A 16,527-nucleotide genomic window follows, 5' to 3' on the forward strand; every position below is an offset into this window, starting at 1 on the left:
ACTCAACAGCTTTATTTTTTACTGTATAATAAAAACTTGATATATAAAAAGCGACTTTTTCATTTATAATGCTAAAATACTAATACTTCATCAAATTACTATATTTCTTTTCACAAAACATTATACAGATTTCACTTGATACAATTATTAAATCTACATACAGTCTTCATGGCATTCATAAAATTATTTATTAGTGTGCATAATTTCCTAAATACAGCATTATAATAATGAGCACTAAAAAGTGATAACAGCTATATAAAAAGCTTACTTATCATTATAAAAAATAATTTTACATGCTTCTATATTATAAAAAGTTATACTATAAAATATTTTAACATTATAATCGCCTTCTATTAGATAATCTCATTATTCACAATAATATTACCATGGTCTTATTGTAAAAGCTTATCTAAAAAGTTGAATATCATTTTTAGTACAATAACAAAAAATAACTGTAAATAACATACATTCAATATCTATAGCACCTTTGAAAGAGCAATAGCAGTCTTACATATTTTTTTTATCGTATAAGATAAGATTCGATATGCAAAGGCATTTTTTGCTCCATGATCTATAGCAATATCATGATGTTCTAATTCTTCCCTATAAAACTGTTCTATTTTTTCTTTTAATTGAGAATTATCACAATTATCTAATTGCAAAAGTTGACTTTTATAATGTTCACATATAACTTCTTCAACTGCAGCAGTACAAGCCATTGCTGACTTTTCTCCCATCATCGCTGTTATAGTGCCTATCATGACACCCATAACATGCCAAATTGGTAAAAAAAATGTAGGACGCACTTGCATTTGCTTCATAGTATTATTAAAATACTCAAAATGACCTTGCTCTTGTTTTTTCATATGAAATATCTTTTCAGCAATTTCAGGGTTCTTTTTAAACACCCATTCCTGCCCATAATATATGCACACTGCACCATATTCACCAGCATGATTTACTCTAACAACACTTTTAACAAAATTTTCTAACATAACACATTAATGAATAACTTATTATTGTATAATAATAACTAACTTATATTAAATTTAAACTATAACATAAAAAAATTATAACTTATGTTTGTAAAATAAACAAATCCCAAAAAGCAAACACATTATACTATAAAAAAGATTCCACCCTGCCATTGAAATTCCAAGAAAAATAAAGCTAGGAACATTGCAATAAGCAACATTAGTTCTCAACAAGCTGGTTTTTACATCATTAAAGCTCAAACCATTTAAGTTAATATTACTACTACAACCTAATACATCAGAAAACCATCCATGCTCCAATCCCACATGATAAGTTGATATACAAATATTTAATACATAACACAAACATATAGATATAAAAATCATTTTATGTTTTACAAAAAAACTCATAATACATAAAATTATAATTATAAAATATGGTATACGCTCATATATACATAACTCACAGGGAATAAAATTAAAAAGAAACTGAGCTATGTAGGCAACAGCTAATGCAATTACACTAAACAACAAAAATAACATATTATATATTTTCATCTTTATGTCATCTCATAATAAAAGCAAAAATATATTTATTGAAAGCTATAGCCTGCTGGATAGTCAAATCTAAATATATAAATGCAATAAAATACATGATAATTAACGTATAAATAACAATTACTATACCCTCTAGCATTATTGAAAAACAATTATTATAAGTAAGTTGTAAAAAAGATATAGGCCATGGCTTTATCACTTCTATCAAGTTAAAAAATACAAAAGGTACCGCAAAAAATATTATAAAATATGTTAAGTTATTAAACCAAGTAGGACATAAGAAAATTCCTTTACATACTCTATCATATATATCTACTAAGTGTATATATATTGACAATGTAGCAGGCATAGAAAGAGCAACAACTAAAAGCTGACCTATAACAATTTGTATAACTATATTATCTTCACAATTTATGGGTTGATTAGACTGCAAAGACTGATATTTTACCTGAAAAACAAATATTGATATCATCCCTAATATTAAACATGATAATGCAACCTTACAAAAAAACACAGCAATCATTGCACCAGTCACCATAAGACCTGAAAATAAGTAAGAAGTTCCATGAACTAAAAAAAAGACAATATAGCATAATAATAAAGAACTTGCTGATGCCCAATGACTTTGCCATGCTGGAAGATATCCTATACCAAAAAAAGTACTTATTAATGTTGTAGGGAGAAATTTTCCAATAATCTTTATTAAAATCTGAAAATAAGACTTAAACATTACAATTACTCTAATTTGGACAACATAAACACTATCAACTTACAGTTTACAGTCAATTATTATTAATATAATTTGAAGTACATTAATTAAAATTATATAAGTAAAGCTTTTAAAGGTAAATAACAAAAAATAATAAGAATGTTAATAGCTAAGTAATGTTTATTAAAAATTGCATTTACTTGTAAACTTGCAATATTGTACTACAAAAAATAAATGCTAAATTAGTACATAAAATAAAATTGCAGAATCATGTATTTAGTTTTTTTTATTACTATTCCCCTAATGTCCATTATACATCATTGACAAAATAAATTCCAAACTAAAAATTTTTAAACCTGATATATAACTCACAATACTTTCCAACAAAATCACTAATTATACTGAAATAAATCATGCTAAATAATATATAATTAATTTTAAAAATCATTTGACTAATACACTAACTACCATTATCATGGCAAATATACATAATGTTTTTTATTCATATATGGCAAAAAAGGTTTCTAATTTACTTGTTAAGTTAGTAAGTAGCGAAAAAACAGGTTATTTTTACGTAAAGAAGCGTAATCCTAAGAAATTAACAGACAAGTTAGTTTTCCGCAAATATGATCCTATTGCAAGAAGACATGTTATTTTCAATGAAGAAAAGCTAAAATAGTTTTTGATGTTTTCTTATCAGAAAAAGTTCTTTGTTATTTGAATAAGTTATTCTTTATTGCTGTTTACCATTATGTGTTTATGTGATAACAATATTATATTATCACTATATCATTTACTATTACTTAGTGTTTTCACTTTCACGTGACAAGCTGCTTGCTGTTTGACCGTTGCACCTCTTAATTGTGCTTTCGCTCAAACTTTTTGGTACACCATTACTACCACAATTACTAGATAATTCTGAATTATAATAAAAACCCTTGAATAATGCATTTCTTTCTTCATTACAAACACCATTACTAGAACATTTTTGATTAATAATCGGCAAGATCGCATTTTGCTCACTTAATTGAAAAGTTAAAACATTACCTATAAAACAACAAAAAAACATTGAAAAAACTATCAACGATATCATTACACCAAAAGTAACCTGTATCTTCCATACACTATCTGATTTTACATTAAAAAAAGATATTAATTGATCACGGAATATAAAAATACAATATAAAAAAGCACTTGCAACAAATACAAATTTTACTAAACATATGCTTAATGATATTATACTATACTTAATAAGATTTGCTCTTGATTTTTTTATAATCAATTTCTTCACTTTATCATTTATCAATTGTGAAAACATTAGTAATGGTATATAGGAAGTTTTAGTATCACCAAAAAATAAATTTTGTCTCTCATCAGCAAGTAAAGTGCAAATCATATTTATATTTTTTTGCGCAATAGCAATTTTTAATGCTGTAGAACCAGCTAAATTACATATATTAACATCCAAATCCTTATATGATAGAAGGTATGTAACAAACTGTACGTCATTTTTCATAACAGCTTGATGTAATAATGTATTACCGCCACATGTACTATAACTATCTAAAACTGTATACCCAGCTTTATTTTTAATATCAACATCACAACATCTTTCCAGAATCAGAAACTTAGCAACATCAAAATTACCATTTTCAACTGCTATATGTAATGGTGTATTACCTACTTGTTGAAAATTATTATCCTTTAATTCCAGAACCTCTTGAACTTCACTCTGACTAATATTATAAATACCACACAGTTTTTTTAAATATTCATAATCTAAGGTTATACCACAAACTTGAGAGTTAATATTTAAATTCTTGATTAACCGAAAAATCTCTATTGAATTTGCATTTCTTGCAGCATAATGCAACATATTTTGACCATAAATATCTACCTGATAAACAGCATCTGGATTTTTACCAAGTATTAACTTCACTATATCCAAAGATCCTTGCGAAGCAGCTATATGTAAAGGAGTAGCATGAAATTTATACTCTGCAACGGATGTATTTGCACCCTTATCCAATAAATAACTCACACAGTCGTACGCATCTTTAGCAACAACTGCAATATGTAAAAGTGAATAACCATATTTATTTACTAAATTAGGACTTATACCCATATCCTCAAGCAAGTATTTTATCAGTTGTAATTTTCCACAAAAAACTGCAATACCTAATAAGCTTTCTTCATCGTGATTGTATTTACTAAAAATTAAATTATAGCTAGTATTGTAATAATCAAGCATAACATTTGTTAAAGAATTAGATGTACATGCATCACTTATATGCTTCTTCTTTTTTCTTGTAGGTTGTAATGCTTGTTTGTTATTTTCACAACGTTTAAATGAATTACACTTTGATCTCGTATCTTGTATCTCACTCTTCCATAATCTTTTTCCAATAATAAATAATTCTATAACTTTTAATAGTTCCTCAGATACTAAACATTCTACTAAGTAATTAAATCCCGGATCTTTAATATTATCTAAAATTTTTATAATTTGTATTGCATATTTTCGCAGTTTTATATCACAGTTATCATAATTAATTGCTAATCTGTCTAACAGTACATCCAAAATTTTTAGCATATCACCACATAGTGCATAATAGCCTATTTTATGATCAAGTATAAACAGTTTTATAGCATATATTATAATATTATAACCTTGACTTATATCATAAATATCTTTTATAATGCATCCTGTATCAATAGAAGCTAACGACAGCAAATACTTAACATAATGAATATTCTTATTTGCTATTGCATATGCAATAGGGGTTTTACCAATTACCTCATTAATAACCTTACCTTGAACAACTATGCTTTCAGTGGCCAAAGCATTAATATCTGCTCCATGACTAACAAGGCATTCGCAAAAATCACTTAATTGATCACAATCTATTGTATTAATAATAAAAGGTAAATGTATGAAACTACACTTAAATATTTGAGAATGTTTTACATGTTCAGAAATATCCTTTTCCTGCATAATATCATTAATGATACTGGACTCATCTTGATAAAACATAAAATCAGAATTTACTTTTCTAATATACAGCTCCTTTTTAACTAGAGATTTATCTTCATTACATGCACGTACTATTTTTTCGTAAATACTTCTTGTTTTATTAATATCCCTACCAACATCTCTTGTATTTAAACTATCAATTAACACATCTAACGACATTATATATACCAATAAGTGAGATATTTTTCCACTTTTATAGTGTATTAATATACGAATTAATACAATCAATGCTTGTATGAGGCATATTTATTAGCAATTAATTTTAATAAAACAATAATACATTTAAGATGTAGGATATTACCAATAGTGCAAAGTAAAGCAAATTTTTGTAATTATTATGATCATTAATTTTACAATGCCTTTACATTATATTTGCTTTCTTGAAATTTAGTTTATATATTACTTGTGTTATTTCGATTATTAATATTAAATGGATAGATTATGGAAAAAGACGTTACAGAACACAACAAAAGAGATGATATGGTAGAATGCTCCATAAGAGATACTATAATAAAGATTGTAATTGATTGTTTAAAGCTTAAAGATGAGCAAAAAAATTCTATATGCGGCACAACTAACTTGGCAAAAGATTTAAATCTTGATAGTTTAGACTTTGTTGACTTAGTTATGTGTTTAGAAGAACATTTTTCAATTGAAATTTCTGATGAAGAAGCACAGAAACTTGAAACCATCAATGATATAGAAAAGTATATAAGCAGTAAAGTACCCAATTAATAAAATTATTACTAGGAACTTTTATGGTAGAAAAAAGAGTAGTAGTTACTGGTCTTGGATTAGTCACTCCTTTAGGTGTAAATGTTAATAAAGTGTGGCAGCTTTTAATAAATGGAATTTCTGGTATTAAGAAAATTACAGGTAGATTTGATAGTTCTGATCTAGAATGTAAAATTGCTGGTCAAGTATTAACAAAACATGAAGCAGAAAATTATGTTTTCGATCCTGAACAATGGATTTTAGAAAAAGACATTAAAAAAATGGATAGGTTTATTCATTTTGGCATTGCAGCTGCTATTGAAGCAATAAGAGACTCTAATTTACTGACTTATAATAATCTCGATTATAATCGTGTAGGGGTTCTCATTGGATCTGGTATAGGTGGACTACCTTATATTGAAAAAACAGTGGGAAGTTTAAATAACAATGGCCCTAAAAAGGTAAGTCCTTTTTTTATACCTGCAAGTTTAGTAAATCTACTTCCTGGTCACATTTCTATGAAATATGGATTCAAAGGATACAGCAATTCAGTTGTTAGTGCATGTGCAACTGGTGCACATGCTATTAGTGACGCTGCAAGAATTATAAAATTAGGTGAAGCAGATATAATAATATCCGGAAGCTCTGAAAGCGCTATATGTCGTTCTGGAATTGCAGGATTTGATGCAATTAAAGCATTATCAAGAAAATTTAACAATACTCCAGAAGTTGCTTCACGTCCATGGGATAAAGAGAGAGATGGTTTTATCATGGGCGAAGGAGCTGGAATTATAGTACTCGAAGAATATGAACATGCTAAAAAAAGGTGTGCAAAAATTTACGCAGAGCTTGTAGGTTATGGTGCAACTTCAGATGCATATCATATCACTGCTCCTCATCCTGAAGGTCAAGGTGGTATAGAAGCCATGAAAAGAGCTTTACTCAATGCAAATATAGATCCATGTAAAATAGATTATATTAATGCTCACGGCACTTCAACATTAATGGGTGATAGTATTGAAATAAAAGCCATAAAATCAGTTTTTCAGGATGAGGTTTATAAAATACCAATTTCTTCAACAAAATCCTCCATTGGACATCTATTAGGAGCAGCAGGTAGTGTTGAAGCTATTTTCAGTATTCTTTCAATAACTAATAATATTGTTCCTCCTACATTAAATTTATATAACTCCTCTGAAGATAATGCTTTAAATCTAGTACCATTAGTTGCACAAGAACATAAAGTAACTTATGCTCTATCAAACTCTTTTGGATTTGGTGGTACTAATGTATCTTTAATTTTTAAAAAATTATCTACTTAGTTAGATAATTTATGCATTATTTAATAGAATTCGCAACATACGTAGGTATTTAAGTACCTATATTTTAGTAGAAATACTTCTTCATAAAAGATAATAACTTTTTAATTGTAAAAATTTATTTTATCATAGCTGTATGCAGCTTATAGTTTAAAATATTAATCCTATGACCTAATTAATATATTATCTGATATAATATTAATTCACTCATGACTTTAAATAAGTATATTATAAACTTTATACAAAATTGTTGTACTCTACATTGATTTTAACAACTAGAAACATTTTTCTTTTCAGTATTACATCTCAATAAATATACCTAATTTTTATAATATTGCTGTAATTCAAATAAATATACTTATGGTAAGTTCACATAATGTTATCATAAATCAACATTAATTCTGAGCAACCAGATACATTGTTTTGCGTCTAGCATATTTATAAAAACTAATATTATTTACTTATATATTATAAGCTAACATTGATTAAAAACTATTTATTCTTGATTATTTAAAATTAACATTTATATTTTAAGATTTATTAATAATTTAAAATATTTTTATGTTAAATGACTTACATAATAACCAAATACACTATAATGACCTGATATCTTATATAAGATTAGTGCGTACCCCCAATATAGGACCTATAACTTTTTATCATTTGCTCAAGTTATATAAAACTCCTCAAAATGCAATATACGCTTTAGAAGCACTATTAAAAGGAACATTAAAAACATGTCATCAAATAAAAGAAATATACCCTATTGATAAGGCAAAAAAAGAAATTGAAGATACCCATAAAATAGGTGCAAAAATTATAACAATATTTGAAGCATCATATCCAAAAATGTTACGTAATATAAACGATTCTCCTCCTATTATTACCGCATTAGGGAATCATAGCTTACTACAAGAAGATACAATTGCAATAGTTGGAAGCCGTTATCCATCCATTAATGGTAAAAATTTCGCTTATAAATTATCTTATGATATTTCAAAATTAGGCTTTATTACTGTTTCAGGACTTGCTAAGGGAATTGACAAATCTGTGCATAGCGTAATTTCAAAAAATTTTCCTACCATTGCAGTAATGGCTAGTGGTATTAACATAGTATATCCTAAAGAAAATTTACATTTATATAAAGATATTGCACAAAATGGGGGATTAGTACTTACTGAGTTACCTTTTGCAGCATTACCAAAAGCACAGTTATTTCCTCAGCGTAATCGCATAATTTCTGGATTATCACTTGGCATTGTAGTAGTAGAAGCATCTAAAAAATCAGGATCTATTATTACTGCAAATTTAGCATTATCACAAGGTAGAGAAGTATTTGCAGTTCCTGGATCACCATTAGATATAAGATATTCTGGTTGTAACAATCTAATAAAGAATGGAGCAAAATTAGTAGAATCTGCAACAGATATAATAGAAGGCATTAAATTTAATTACAACTCACTACAAACAAAATTAATATATAACAATAACATAATAAATAATAATGAAGAACAAAACACCACAAAAAATGATATAAAAAAGTTTATTTTACAACAACTAAGCACCTCACCAACAAGCATTGAAGAGCTTTTTAATCTAACATCATTTAATATCAATGAAGTACTTGCTGCTATAACTGAATTAGAAATTTCAAAAAAAATAGAAAAACTACCTAATCATAACATTGCTCTAATATTATAATTAAAATATTTAACACACTAAAAATATCATCTATTTACTAGTGTCTATAACAAATAATTTGCTATCACAAAAAACATTAATAATACATAAGATGCTTTGTATCAAATAAACCCATTTTAGATTTAATTATACAAAAAATATAATCTTTTCTGATGATTTAATTTTTTCATAACAATAGCATCCAGCAAAATAACTAATTAAATTACCTGAATATCTCACATATCACAAACTTTCATTATAATAACATTTACTCTTAATATGCTTATGTTTTTTGATTTAATAATTACTATCAGTAATAGATAGCTCATTTTATATATTACTTTATAATTATTCTTATAATTTTACTAAAAACTTATATATAAATTTAACATACAAAAAATTACCAAATTTACTTTAAATATTTTAGTATCTTTCTATCGTTATATAACACTACTACTTCACTAAACATTATAACTTCATATTAACTGGATATTTATAAAACTTACTAAGCTTGCTATACTACTAAATCTTAACAAAATACCTACAAATCATTTAAGTTCTTTCAAATAATTTATCAATCATCGCTAAACTAAGCTTAATATAGGTTGGCCTTCCATGATTACATTGACCAGAATACGCAGTACATTCCATTTGTCGTAAAATACTATTCATTTCTTCAATATGTAATTTTCTACCACTTCTGATAGAACTATAACATGCTATAGTTGCACAAATATCCTTTATTTTTTTATCCATGAATAATGTATTGCCAAATTCTATAATATTATCAATAATCTTTATCATTAAAGCTTTAATATTAAAACTACCAAATATTGCAGGTACCTCTCTTACTACAATAGCCAAACTTCCTATAGATTTAAACAATAATCCTAGTTGTAGTAACTGCTCTTCATGTTCAAGAAGTAATTCTAATTCATACTCATTATTAAGTTCAACAATTTCTGGCATAATAAGTAATTGACGTTTTATGCCATCTTTGTTCATAACCTTTTTCATATATTCATATGTTAGCCTTTCATGAGCAGCATGCTGATCAACTATAATTACATATTTTTTAGTCGAGGAAATAATATACTTATTATATAATTGACATATAGCATAACCTAATGGATAATCCTGAATTATATCATCTTGTAATGTTAATCTCTTTTTATTATATAAAAAAGTACTTTGTTTTATAACATTACCTGTTAAGTCAGTATCACACAAAGATTGTCGTATAGTGTCACTAAAATTTTCACGTTTTCCAACATCAATGCTATCGTCATTTCTTAATGCATAAGAATCTATTTCTGATGTATTATTTGTATTATCAGATAATTCATAACTTTGTAAATTAGAATTACTTGATAATTGTACATCGCAATGACCTTGTGATTTTCCTGGCTCTACCTGTGACACATGAGAATTTAGAGATAACTTTTGTAATTTTTTTTCATCACATATTTTTTCAATGTTATCATATATAAAAGGATCATTAACATCATAAGTAAGCAAATTACCATCTTGTAGTGTTATATAAACATTTTTTGAAAGAGCATCTCTAAGCGCTTTAACAACAATATTATAAACTAGTTTTTTATTTTGAAATCTTACTTCTAATTTATTAGGATGAACATTCACATCAACCTGATCAAATGGCACATCAAAGTATAAAACAACAACTGGATATCTATCTTTAACAATAAAATCGCTATATGCATATTTTACTGCATTCATCAGCAAATAATCGTTTATAGGCCTATTATTTACAAACGTATATATACCATTAGGTCTAGATTTATTAAAAGTTGGAAGACTTGCATATCCATTTAACTTAATTGCACTTTCTTCTAAACTTACTTTCAGAGCATTACTTTTAAATTCTGTACCAAAAAATTTAATTTCAGATAACCGATCTACCATTTCATTTTGTTTCAGATATTTAAAAATTAATTTATCATTAATATATAAAGAGAAAGCAATATGATAATTAATAATTGCTAATTTATTGATTATTTCAATAATATGCTGAGTTTCTGCTTGTTCTGTTCTTAAAAATTTTAATCTAGTCGGCGTAGCAAAAAATAAGTCTCTAACTTCTACATTAGTACCACAAGATAAAACATCTGGAGATAAATCTTGTACTTTTTCTCCTCCTGCAATTACTATAGACCAAGCAACATCAGATTTAACATATTTTGATATTAGCTTCACTTTACTAACAGCTGCAATAGAAGTTAATCCTTCCCCTCTAAAACCTAAAGATCTAATATTTATTAAATCACCACCAACTAATTTTGAGGTGGCATGACAAAGAAAAGCCATTTCTATATCTTGCTTAGGTATGCCAACTCCATTATCAGATACACTAATCAAATTACGACCACCATTATCTATTTTAATGTTAATTACAGTAGATTGGGCATCTATAGAATTTTCTAATAACTCTTTAATAACATTAGCTGGATATTCTATCACCTCACCAGCAGCTATTCTATTAATGGTGCATGTATCTAGTAAAACAATAGACATTTTTAATAATTGACATTACATAATAGATAGTATAAAAAATCATTTTTAAGTAGTAACTTATTATGGAAAGCATCCCACAACCCTCCAACATAAGTATACAGAATAGTCTATCACTTTTGAATTTATTTTTACAAGCAGATATAGTTGTACAAGCTATTATATTAATATTGGTAATATTTTCTATAATTTCATGGGTAATTATTTTTAAAAAATACGTTATGTTACGTACACAGATTGTTAAAACTGATAAATTTGTAGAAAATATAAAGCTACTGAAATCTACAAATGAGTTGCATCAACATATACATGATGATCAATGTTTTATTGCTAAAATCTACATTTCTGGATTAACTGCATTACAATCTGATAATTTACCTTTAGATAACCAAAAAGAATATATATTACAATCAATTAACATTGAATATCATAAGACAATTGATATACTAGAAAGCCAGGTAGAAGTTTTAGCAACAATTGGCTCATCAGCGCCTTTTATCGGATTGCTTGGAACTGTATGGGGAATCATGAACAGCTTTCAAGCTATTTCTAATGCCACTAGTAATAATTTAGCAACTATTGGACCAGGAATAGCTGAAGCATTACTTGCAACTGCTATAGGATTAATTACAGCAATACCTGCAACAATTTTTTATAATAAATTTACTGTATCAATTGCTAAACTTTCAAATAAATTTAACGAGCTAATTAGCAAATTTGAAATATTTTTAATGATAAAATAGTAAAATCTCAATGTATATACCGCGTAAAAAACCTACATTAATACATAATATAAACGTTACACCTTTCATTGATATAATGCTGGTTTTATTAGTAATATTTATGATTTCTTCCACTACAGAGGATATGCCATCTTTATTAGTAAACTTACCTACAGCAACACAAGCAGCAAAACTAAATATCAATCACCCAATTATTATTACAATTAGTAGCGATGGTACCATTTATGTAAATAATAAATCTTCTAAGGAAGAAACCCTTAAAAAGGACCTAATATCTGCCATAAAAAATAAAAATGTACAAATATTTATACGTGGAGATGACAAGGTAAGTTATGGTGCTATAATAAAAGTAATTAACTTAATAAATAGCTACGGATTACAAAAAGTAGCATTAGTAACAAAATTAACAACTTAACTTGGATTACAATGCATCGTCTATTGCATAATGATGTTTTCTATATTTTTCTATCATTATTATTTCATTTGCTAATAATAAGTTTATTCTTAATTAAGTTGCCTAACTTACATTTTAAAAAAAATAACCCCTCTACTAATCAGATTGTTGTTATTGATACATTGCCACTAAATACAGTAAATAACATACCATTACAGCAATCACCTAAAACATCTCATAACAGTACTTCAATAAATAAGTTTACTACAAAAAATAATGTTAATTATAAAAAACATACTGTAGAAACAAAATCTCCTAATCTAAATAAAAGAACAGATAAAAACGTAACAACAGTAAACTCAAGCAATAAAATAAATACCATATCAAAAAAAAAATTTCCTAATCTAAATAAAAAAACAGACAAAAACATAACAACAGTAAACTCGAATAACAAGACAAATACCATATCAAAAAAAAGATCACCAAATGAAAATACTATCAAACAACATATGTCTCCTAAACAAGAATTAGCAAGTATTTTAAAGTCCCTAGAAAAAGGTAGTACAGCTAATAAAAATCAAGATGGTTATATAGGTCAAGGTGATGTAAAATATGATAAAGATAATCCTATATCAATAACAATTCTTGATGCTATAAGAAGTAAGTTTATAAAATGTTGGACTATTCCAGCAGGAGCAAAAAATATAGGAAATCTACAAATTATAATAAACGTTACATTATCACTTGAGGGGAAAGTAATAACTGCAGAAGTTAGTGATCAATATAGTTACAATAATGATCATTTCTTCAGGGCAATAGCAGACAGTGCGTTACGTGCTGTTTATAAATGTAGTCCATTAATCGGATTATCAAAAAAACATTATCATATATGGCACAATATTTCACTAAATTTTGATCCACAACATATGTTTTAATTCATTGAAACAAAGCTACATCTTTGTTAAAAAGGATGTATCTGTACATATACATACAAAATATCCACAAATAACTAACTTTATTTATTAACTCTATTACTTTATATATAATAATTCATCTTATCATTTCTCATAGTAAATATTTATGTGCTTTTATTTATAACAGATATTTTTTAAGAGTTGCTTCTTTAAATAATTAATTACCACATAAATGGCACCATCGCTACTAATAGCAATAAAATAATATTATATTGCTATAGATAAATTTACTAATCAATGTTATATCCACTTACAGTGGAAGAAATCATGTTATGTTATAAATTTTGTTATAATAATTAATTGAATATAATTTTCATATCAATAATAATACCTTCTATTATTAATTACTTAAACACCATATTAAATAATACTTTTAACCTTACAATAACTATAAATTATTCTATAATAAATAAAAATATTAAAAAGGTCTTCTATCCTGATTCACATTAGGAAAAATAAGTGTAACAACAGTACCTAGATTTGGTTCACTTTTAATTTTAAATACTCCGTTCATTAACTCCACCAACTTTTTACTTAAAGGCAATCCTAATCCTGTACCTTCATATTTACGTGAATGTTCACTATCAGCTTGTCCAAAAACTGACATTACTTTATAAATATCCTGCTGAGCAATGCCTATTCCATTATCACTAATCTCTATAATAATATCTTGTACATTTGTTTCTACAGATAATTTGATACATCCATTTTCCTGCGTAAATTTTATCGAATTAGATAATAGATTAATAATAACTTGCTTTATTCTTTTCGGATCTGCAAAAATAATTACATCATTATTTGGAAATTCTTTTTCTATTCTTACTTTTGCCTCATCTGCTCTTTGCAATATCATATTACAGCACGAGTCTATTACTTTTAATAAATCAAATTTTATTGATTGAACAGTAAGTCTGTTTGCTTCTGCTTTAGAAAAATCTAAGAAATCATTAATTATGCTAAGCAAGTGAACACCTGATTGATATATATCATTTATGTATTCCTTATACTGCTCATTACCTATAGGACCCATGGACTCATTGCAAATAATTTCTGAAAATCCAATAATAGAATTTAAAGGTGTACGTAATTCATGACTCACATTTGCAAAAAACTGAGATTTGCTAACATTTTCCTTTTCAGCAATTTCCTTAGCTTCTTTCAATTTTAAATTAGTATCATATTGTGTACTAAGAATTTTCGTATTTTTATTATAAATAAACACAACAAAAACAATACACACTAACGCTACTAATACAATAAAACAAACTAGCACTTTGTATAGCTTTTTAAAAAAACCTGATAAACTTGTAAAATTTTTAGTAATTTTTAAAAACATTATAGGCGTTGAATTACTTTTATTTGATGCAAATATAGGAAATATTGTTGCAATAGTATCATGATCAATTACACTATGTAGTCTTCCTTTTGTTAGTAAAACATCAATCTCCTCACTAGATAGCAATTCCTGATTATAATTTTTATTAGCAGTATTATCAGCAGTAAATATAATACTTCCATCTAAGTTATATAAAATTACAGAAATATCATCAACATCCTTTAAAGCTTTAATAAACTCAGCACGTAATTTAATCAGCATATTAACATAATAAGGATTAACTCCCACATGACTAGGAACTTTAGATAATAAGTAAGCATATTTATTAAGTATGGAATTAACCATAATATCTCTAATATTTATATTGATTTCCTGAGAAATTTTATGTAGGAAATTATACTTTAGATATACATACATATATCCAGTAACAATAACTGATATAACTATAAGTACCGATAGGAATGTAAACTTCACATATTTCATATACAATTCGTTATATCAAACAGCTTTAAACTTAAATATCATATACAAATGCTTATTATTCTATAATGTAATAACTTACTATTTATATAATATAATGTAATAACTTACTATTTATATAATATAATGTGCAAAAAGGTAACATATTCACTATTAAATCATTACAATATAACTTATACCCTTTTTTAACCTACATCACTTTATTTATGTAATATAAAGTATATCTAGTAAAAAATACTTATGCTAATAGTACAAAATATTTTAATTTATAAAAATACAATAGAATTCTTATTATAAATTTTTCATGTTATTTCACCTAACTAATATATTAAAACATAAAAAAGCATTTACAATAATCTAAGCACCTTAATTATAGTTAATATATCTTTTATCATATATAATCCATTTAAAAATGTTATGCATTATAGAGTTTATCTTATAGAATATAGACTATGCATTATATTATTCATAAATTTTTTACCTCTACAAAACAATCTTTGAATATAACTCAAACGATTATTATCAGAATTACTTTTTACTTGAGAATCTCTATCATTACCTAAAGACGCTAATCTAGCTTTATTACATTTACGTATATAACTAAAGTATCTTTCCGGAATTGTTAATCCATCTTTACCTTTAGTTTCCATTCGATGTAAAAAACTTTCTTTATTTTCAAAATGTGCTCTTGATCTTACAACGTTATCACAAATCGTATAAGAATGTGATCTTACCTCTGCATCAGGAACTATCACTTTATCTAAGCACTTTATTGCATTAAATAAATTTTCTTGCGCTGGAGTGTAGTGTCCACTCTTTATGTCAATCATTGTAATTTTCCCATTCTGTACCATCATAGTACCAGCACATATCCCTGGCTTATATCTTAGTAAAGTAGAATGATATACCCCATGTAATCCCCCAGAAGAATCACGAGTGATAATATGTGTAATTAACATTATTATTATACCGTATAAACATAATCTATAATAAAAATTACACATCTAACTTTATTACTTGACATAAGTTATATATCAATATATAAGTTGAGCATTATCACTTAACATAAGTATACTATAT

At 26.3% G+C, this 16,527-nt stretch carries 14 protein-coding genes; 7 read left to right on the forward strand and 7 right to left on the reverse strand.

What is annotated here, in order from left to right; genetic code table 11:
* Positions 1–476 precede the first annotated feature (476 nt).
* The 3 genes from HL033_RS00820 to HL033_RS00830 form a co-directional block, all read right to left on the reverse strand.
* Entirely contained in the window at positions 477–995 is a 519-nt protein-coding gene (locus tag HL033_RS00820; protein WP_218194223.1) for a demethoxyubiquinone hydroxylase family protein, read from the reverse strand.
* A gap of 75 nt (positions 996–1,070) precedes the next feature.
* Complete coding sequence (locus HL033_RS00825) at positions 1,071–1,532, reverse strand: disulfide bond formation protein B (RefSeq protein WP_218194224.1); 462 nt, start codon at positions 1,530–1,532, stop codon at positions 1,071–1,073.
* A 7-nt stretch (positions 1,533–1,539) separates the two neighbouring features.
* On the reverse strand, positions 1,540–2,262 hold the full coding sequence (locus HL033_RS00830) for a phosphatidylglycerophosphatase A family protein (protein ID WP_218194225.1): 723 nt from the start codon (positions 2,260–2,262) through the stop codon (positions 1,540–1,542).
* 487 nt (positions 2,263–2,749) lie between these two features.
* Between HL033_RS00830 and rpmG the strand changes: the two genes are divergently transcribed.
* Entirely contained in the window at positions 2,750–2,920 is a 171-nt protein-coding gene (gene rpmG, locus HL033_RS00835; RefSeq protein ID WP_218194226.1) for a 50S ribosomal protein L33, read from the forward strand.
* Positions 2,921–3,040: 120 nt separating this feature from the next.
* Here rpmG and HL033_RS00840 read toward each other — a convergent pair whose 3' ends face one another.
* The gene (locus HL033_RS00840) at positions 3,041–5,434 is read right to left on the reverse strand and encodes an ankyrin repeat domain-containing protein (RefSeq protein WP_218194227.1); all 2,394 of its coding nucleotides are present in this window, start codon (positions 5,432–5,434) and stop codon (positions 3,041–3,043) included.
* Between the two features lie 282 nt (positions 5,435–5,716).
* Here HL033_RS00840 and HL033_RS00845 point away from each other — a divergent pair, with 282 nt between their 5' ends.
* From HL033_RS00845 to dprA, 3 genes are all read left to right on the forward strand, one after another.
* Positions 5,717–6,010: an acyl carrier protein gene (locus HL033_RS00845; RefSeq protein ID WP_218194228.1), complete on the forward strand. Its 294-nt coding sequence runs from the start codon at positions 5,717–5,719 to the stop codon at positions 6,008–6,010.
* 23 nt (positions 6,011–6,033) lie between these two features.
* A complete protein-coding gene (gene fabF, locus HL033_RS00850; RefSeq protein WP_218194229.1) occupies positions 6,034–7,311 on the forward strand; it encodes a beta-ketoacyl-ACP synthase II in 1,278 nt (425 codons plus the stop codon).
* 558 nt (positions 7,312–7,869) lie between these two features.
* The gene (dprA, locus tag HL033_RS00855) at positions 7,870–9,009 is read left to right on the forward strand and encodes a DNA-processing protein DprA (protein ID WP_218194230.1); all 1,140 of its coding nucleotides are present in this window, start codon (positions 7,870–7,872) and stop codon (positions 9,007–9,009) included.
* 531 nt (positions 9,010–9,540) lie between these two features.
* Here dprA and mutL read toward each other — a convergent pair.
* On the reverse strand, positions 9,541–11,523 hold the full coding sequence (gene mutL, locus HL033_RS00860; RefSeq protein WP_218194231.1) for a DNA mismatch repair endonuclease MutL: 1,983 nt from the start codon (positions 11,521–11,523) through the stop codon (positions 9,541–9,543).
* Positions 11,524–11,585: 62 nt separating this feature from the next.
* Between mutL and HL033_RS00865 the strand changes: the two genes are divergently transcribed.
* Genes HL033_RS00865 through HL033_RS00875 form a run of 3 tightly spaced genes read left to right on the forward strand, consistent with a single transcriptional unit; the run spans position 11,586 to position 13,592 of the window.
* Entirely contained in the window at positions 11,586–12,263 is a 678-nt protein-coding gene (locus HL033_RS00865; protein ID WP_218194232.1) for a MotA/TolQ/ExbB proton channel family protein, read from the forward strand.
* Between the two features lie 10 nt (positions 12,264–12,273).
* Positions 12,274–12,678 (forward strand): ExbD/TolR family protein, encoded by a 405-nt coding sequence (locus tag HL033_RS00870; RefSeq protein ID WP_218194233.1) that lies wholly within the window; start codon positions 12,274–12,276, stop codon positions 12,676–12,678.
* An 11-nt stretch (positions 12,679–12,689) separates the two neighbouring features.
* Positions 12,690–13,592: a cell envelope integrity protein TolA gene (locus HL033_RS00875; protein ID WP_218194234.1), complete on the forward strand. Its 903-nt coding sequence runs from the start codon at positions 12,690–12,692 to the stop codon at positions 13,590–13,592.
* Positions 13,593–14,049: 457 nt separating this feature from the next.
* Here HL033_RS00875 and HL033_RS00880 read toward each other — a convergent pair whose 3' ends face one another.
* Together HL033_RS00880 and HL033_RS00885 are read right to left on the reverse strand one after the other, a co-directional pair.
* Complete coding sequence (locus tag HL033_RS00880; protein ID WP_218194235.1) at positions 14,050–15,450, reverse strand: sensor histidine kinase; 1,401 nt, start codon at positions 15,448–15,450, stop codon at positions 14,050–14,052.
* A 428-nt stretch (positions 15,451–15,878) separates the two neighbouring features.
* The gene (locus HL033_RS00885; protein ID WP_218194236.1) at positions 15,879–16,406 is read right to left on the reverse strand and encodes a hypothetical protein; all 528 of its coding nucleotides are present in this window, start codon (positions 16,404–16,406) and stop codon (positions 15,879–15,881) included.
* Positions 16,407–16,527 lie beyond the last annotated feature (121 nt).

The sequence above is a fragment of the Neoehrlichia mikurensis genome, from assembly GCF_019186785.1.
GTDB classification, from domain to species: domain Bacteria; phylum Pseudomonadota; class Alphaproteobacteria; order Rickettsiales; family Anaplasmataceae; genus Neoehrlichia; species Neoehrlichia mikurensis.

What these genes read in the sequence shown, in the direction of transcription:
- HL033_RS00820 (WP_218194223.1), bottom strand. Translation starts at nt 995, where the DNA reads ATGTTAGAAAATTTTGTTAAAAGTGTTGTTAGAGTAAATCATGCTGGT.
- HL033_RS00825 (WP_218194224.1), bottom strand. Translation starts at nt 1,532, where the DNA reads ATGAAAATATATAATATGTTATTTTTGTTGTTTAGTGTAATTGCATTA.
- HL033_RS00830 (WP_218194225.1), bottom strand. Translation starts at nt 2,262, where the DNA reads ATGTTTAAGTCTTATTTTCAGATTTTAATAAAGATTATTGGAAAATTT.
- rpmG (WP_218194226.1), top strand. Translation starts at nt 2,750, where the DNA reads ATGGCAAAAAAGGTTTCTAATTTACTTGTTAAGTTAGTAAGTAGCGAA.
- HL033_RS00840 (WP_218194227.1), bottom strand. Translation starts at nt 5,434, where the DNA reads ATGTCGTTAGATGTGTTAATTGATAGTTTAAATACAAGAGATGTTGGT.
- HL033_RS00845 (WP_218194228.1), top strand. Translation starts at nt 5,717, where the DNA reads ATGGAAAAAGACGTTACAGAACACAACAAAAGAGATGATATGGTAGAA.
- fabF (WP_218194229.1), top strand. Translation starts at nt 6,034, where the DNA reads ATGGTAGAAAAAAGAGTAGTAGTTACTGGTCTTGGATTAGTCACTCCT.
- dprA (WP_218194230.1), top strand. Translation starts at nt 7,870, where the DNA reads ATGTTAAATGACTTACATAATAACCAAATACACTATAATGACCTGATA.
- mutL (WP_218194231.1), bottom strand. Translation starts at nt 11,523, where the DNA reads ATGTCTATTGTTTTACTAGATACATGCACCATTAATAGAATAGCTGCT.
- HL033_RS00865 (WP_218194232.1), top strand. Translation starts at nt 11,586, where the DNA reads ATGGAAAGCATCCCACAACCCTCCAACATAAGTATACAGAATAGTCTA.
- HL033_RS00870 (WP_218194233.1), top strand. Translation starts at nt 12,274, where the DNA reads ATGTATATACCGCGTAAAAAACCTACATTAATACATAATATAAACGTT.
- HL033_RS00875 (WP_218194234.1), top strand. Translation starts at nt 12,690, where the DNA reads ATGCATCGTCTATTGCATAATGATGTTTTCTATATTTTTCTATCATTA.
- HL033_RS00880 (WP_218194235.1), bottom strand. Translation starts at nt 15,450, where the DNA reads ATGAAATATGTGAAGTTTACATTCCTATCGGTACTTATAGTTATATCA.
- HL033_RS00885 (WP_218194236.1), bottom strand. Translation starts at nt 16,406, where the DNA reads ATGTTAATTACACATATTATCACTCGTGATTCTTCTGGGGGATTACAT.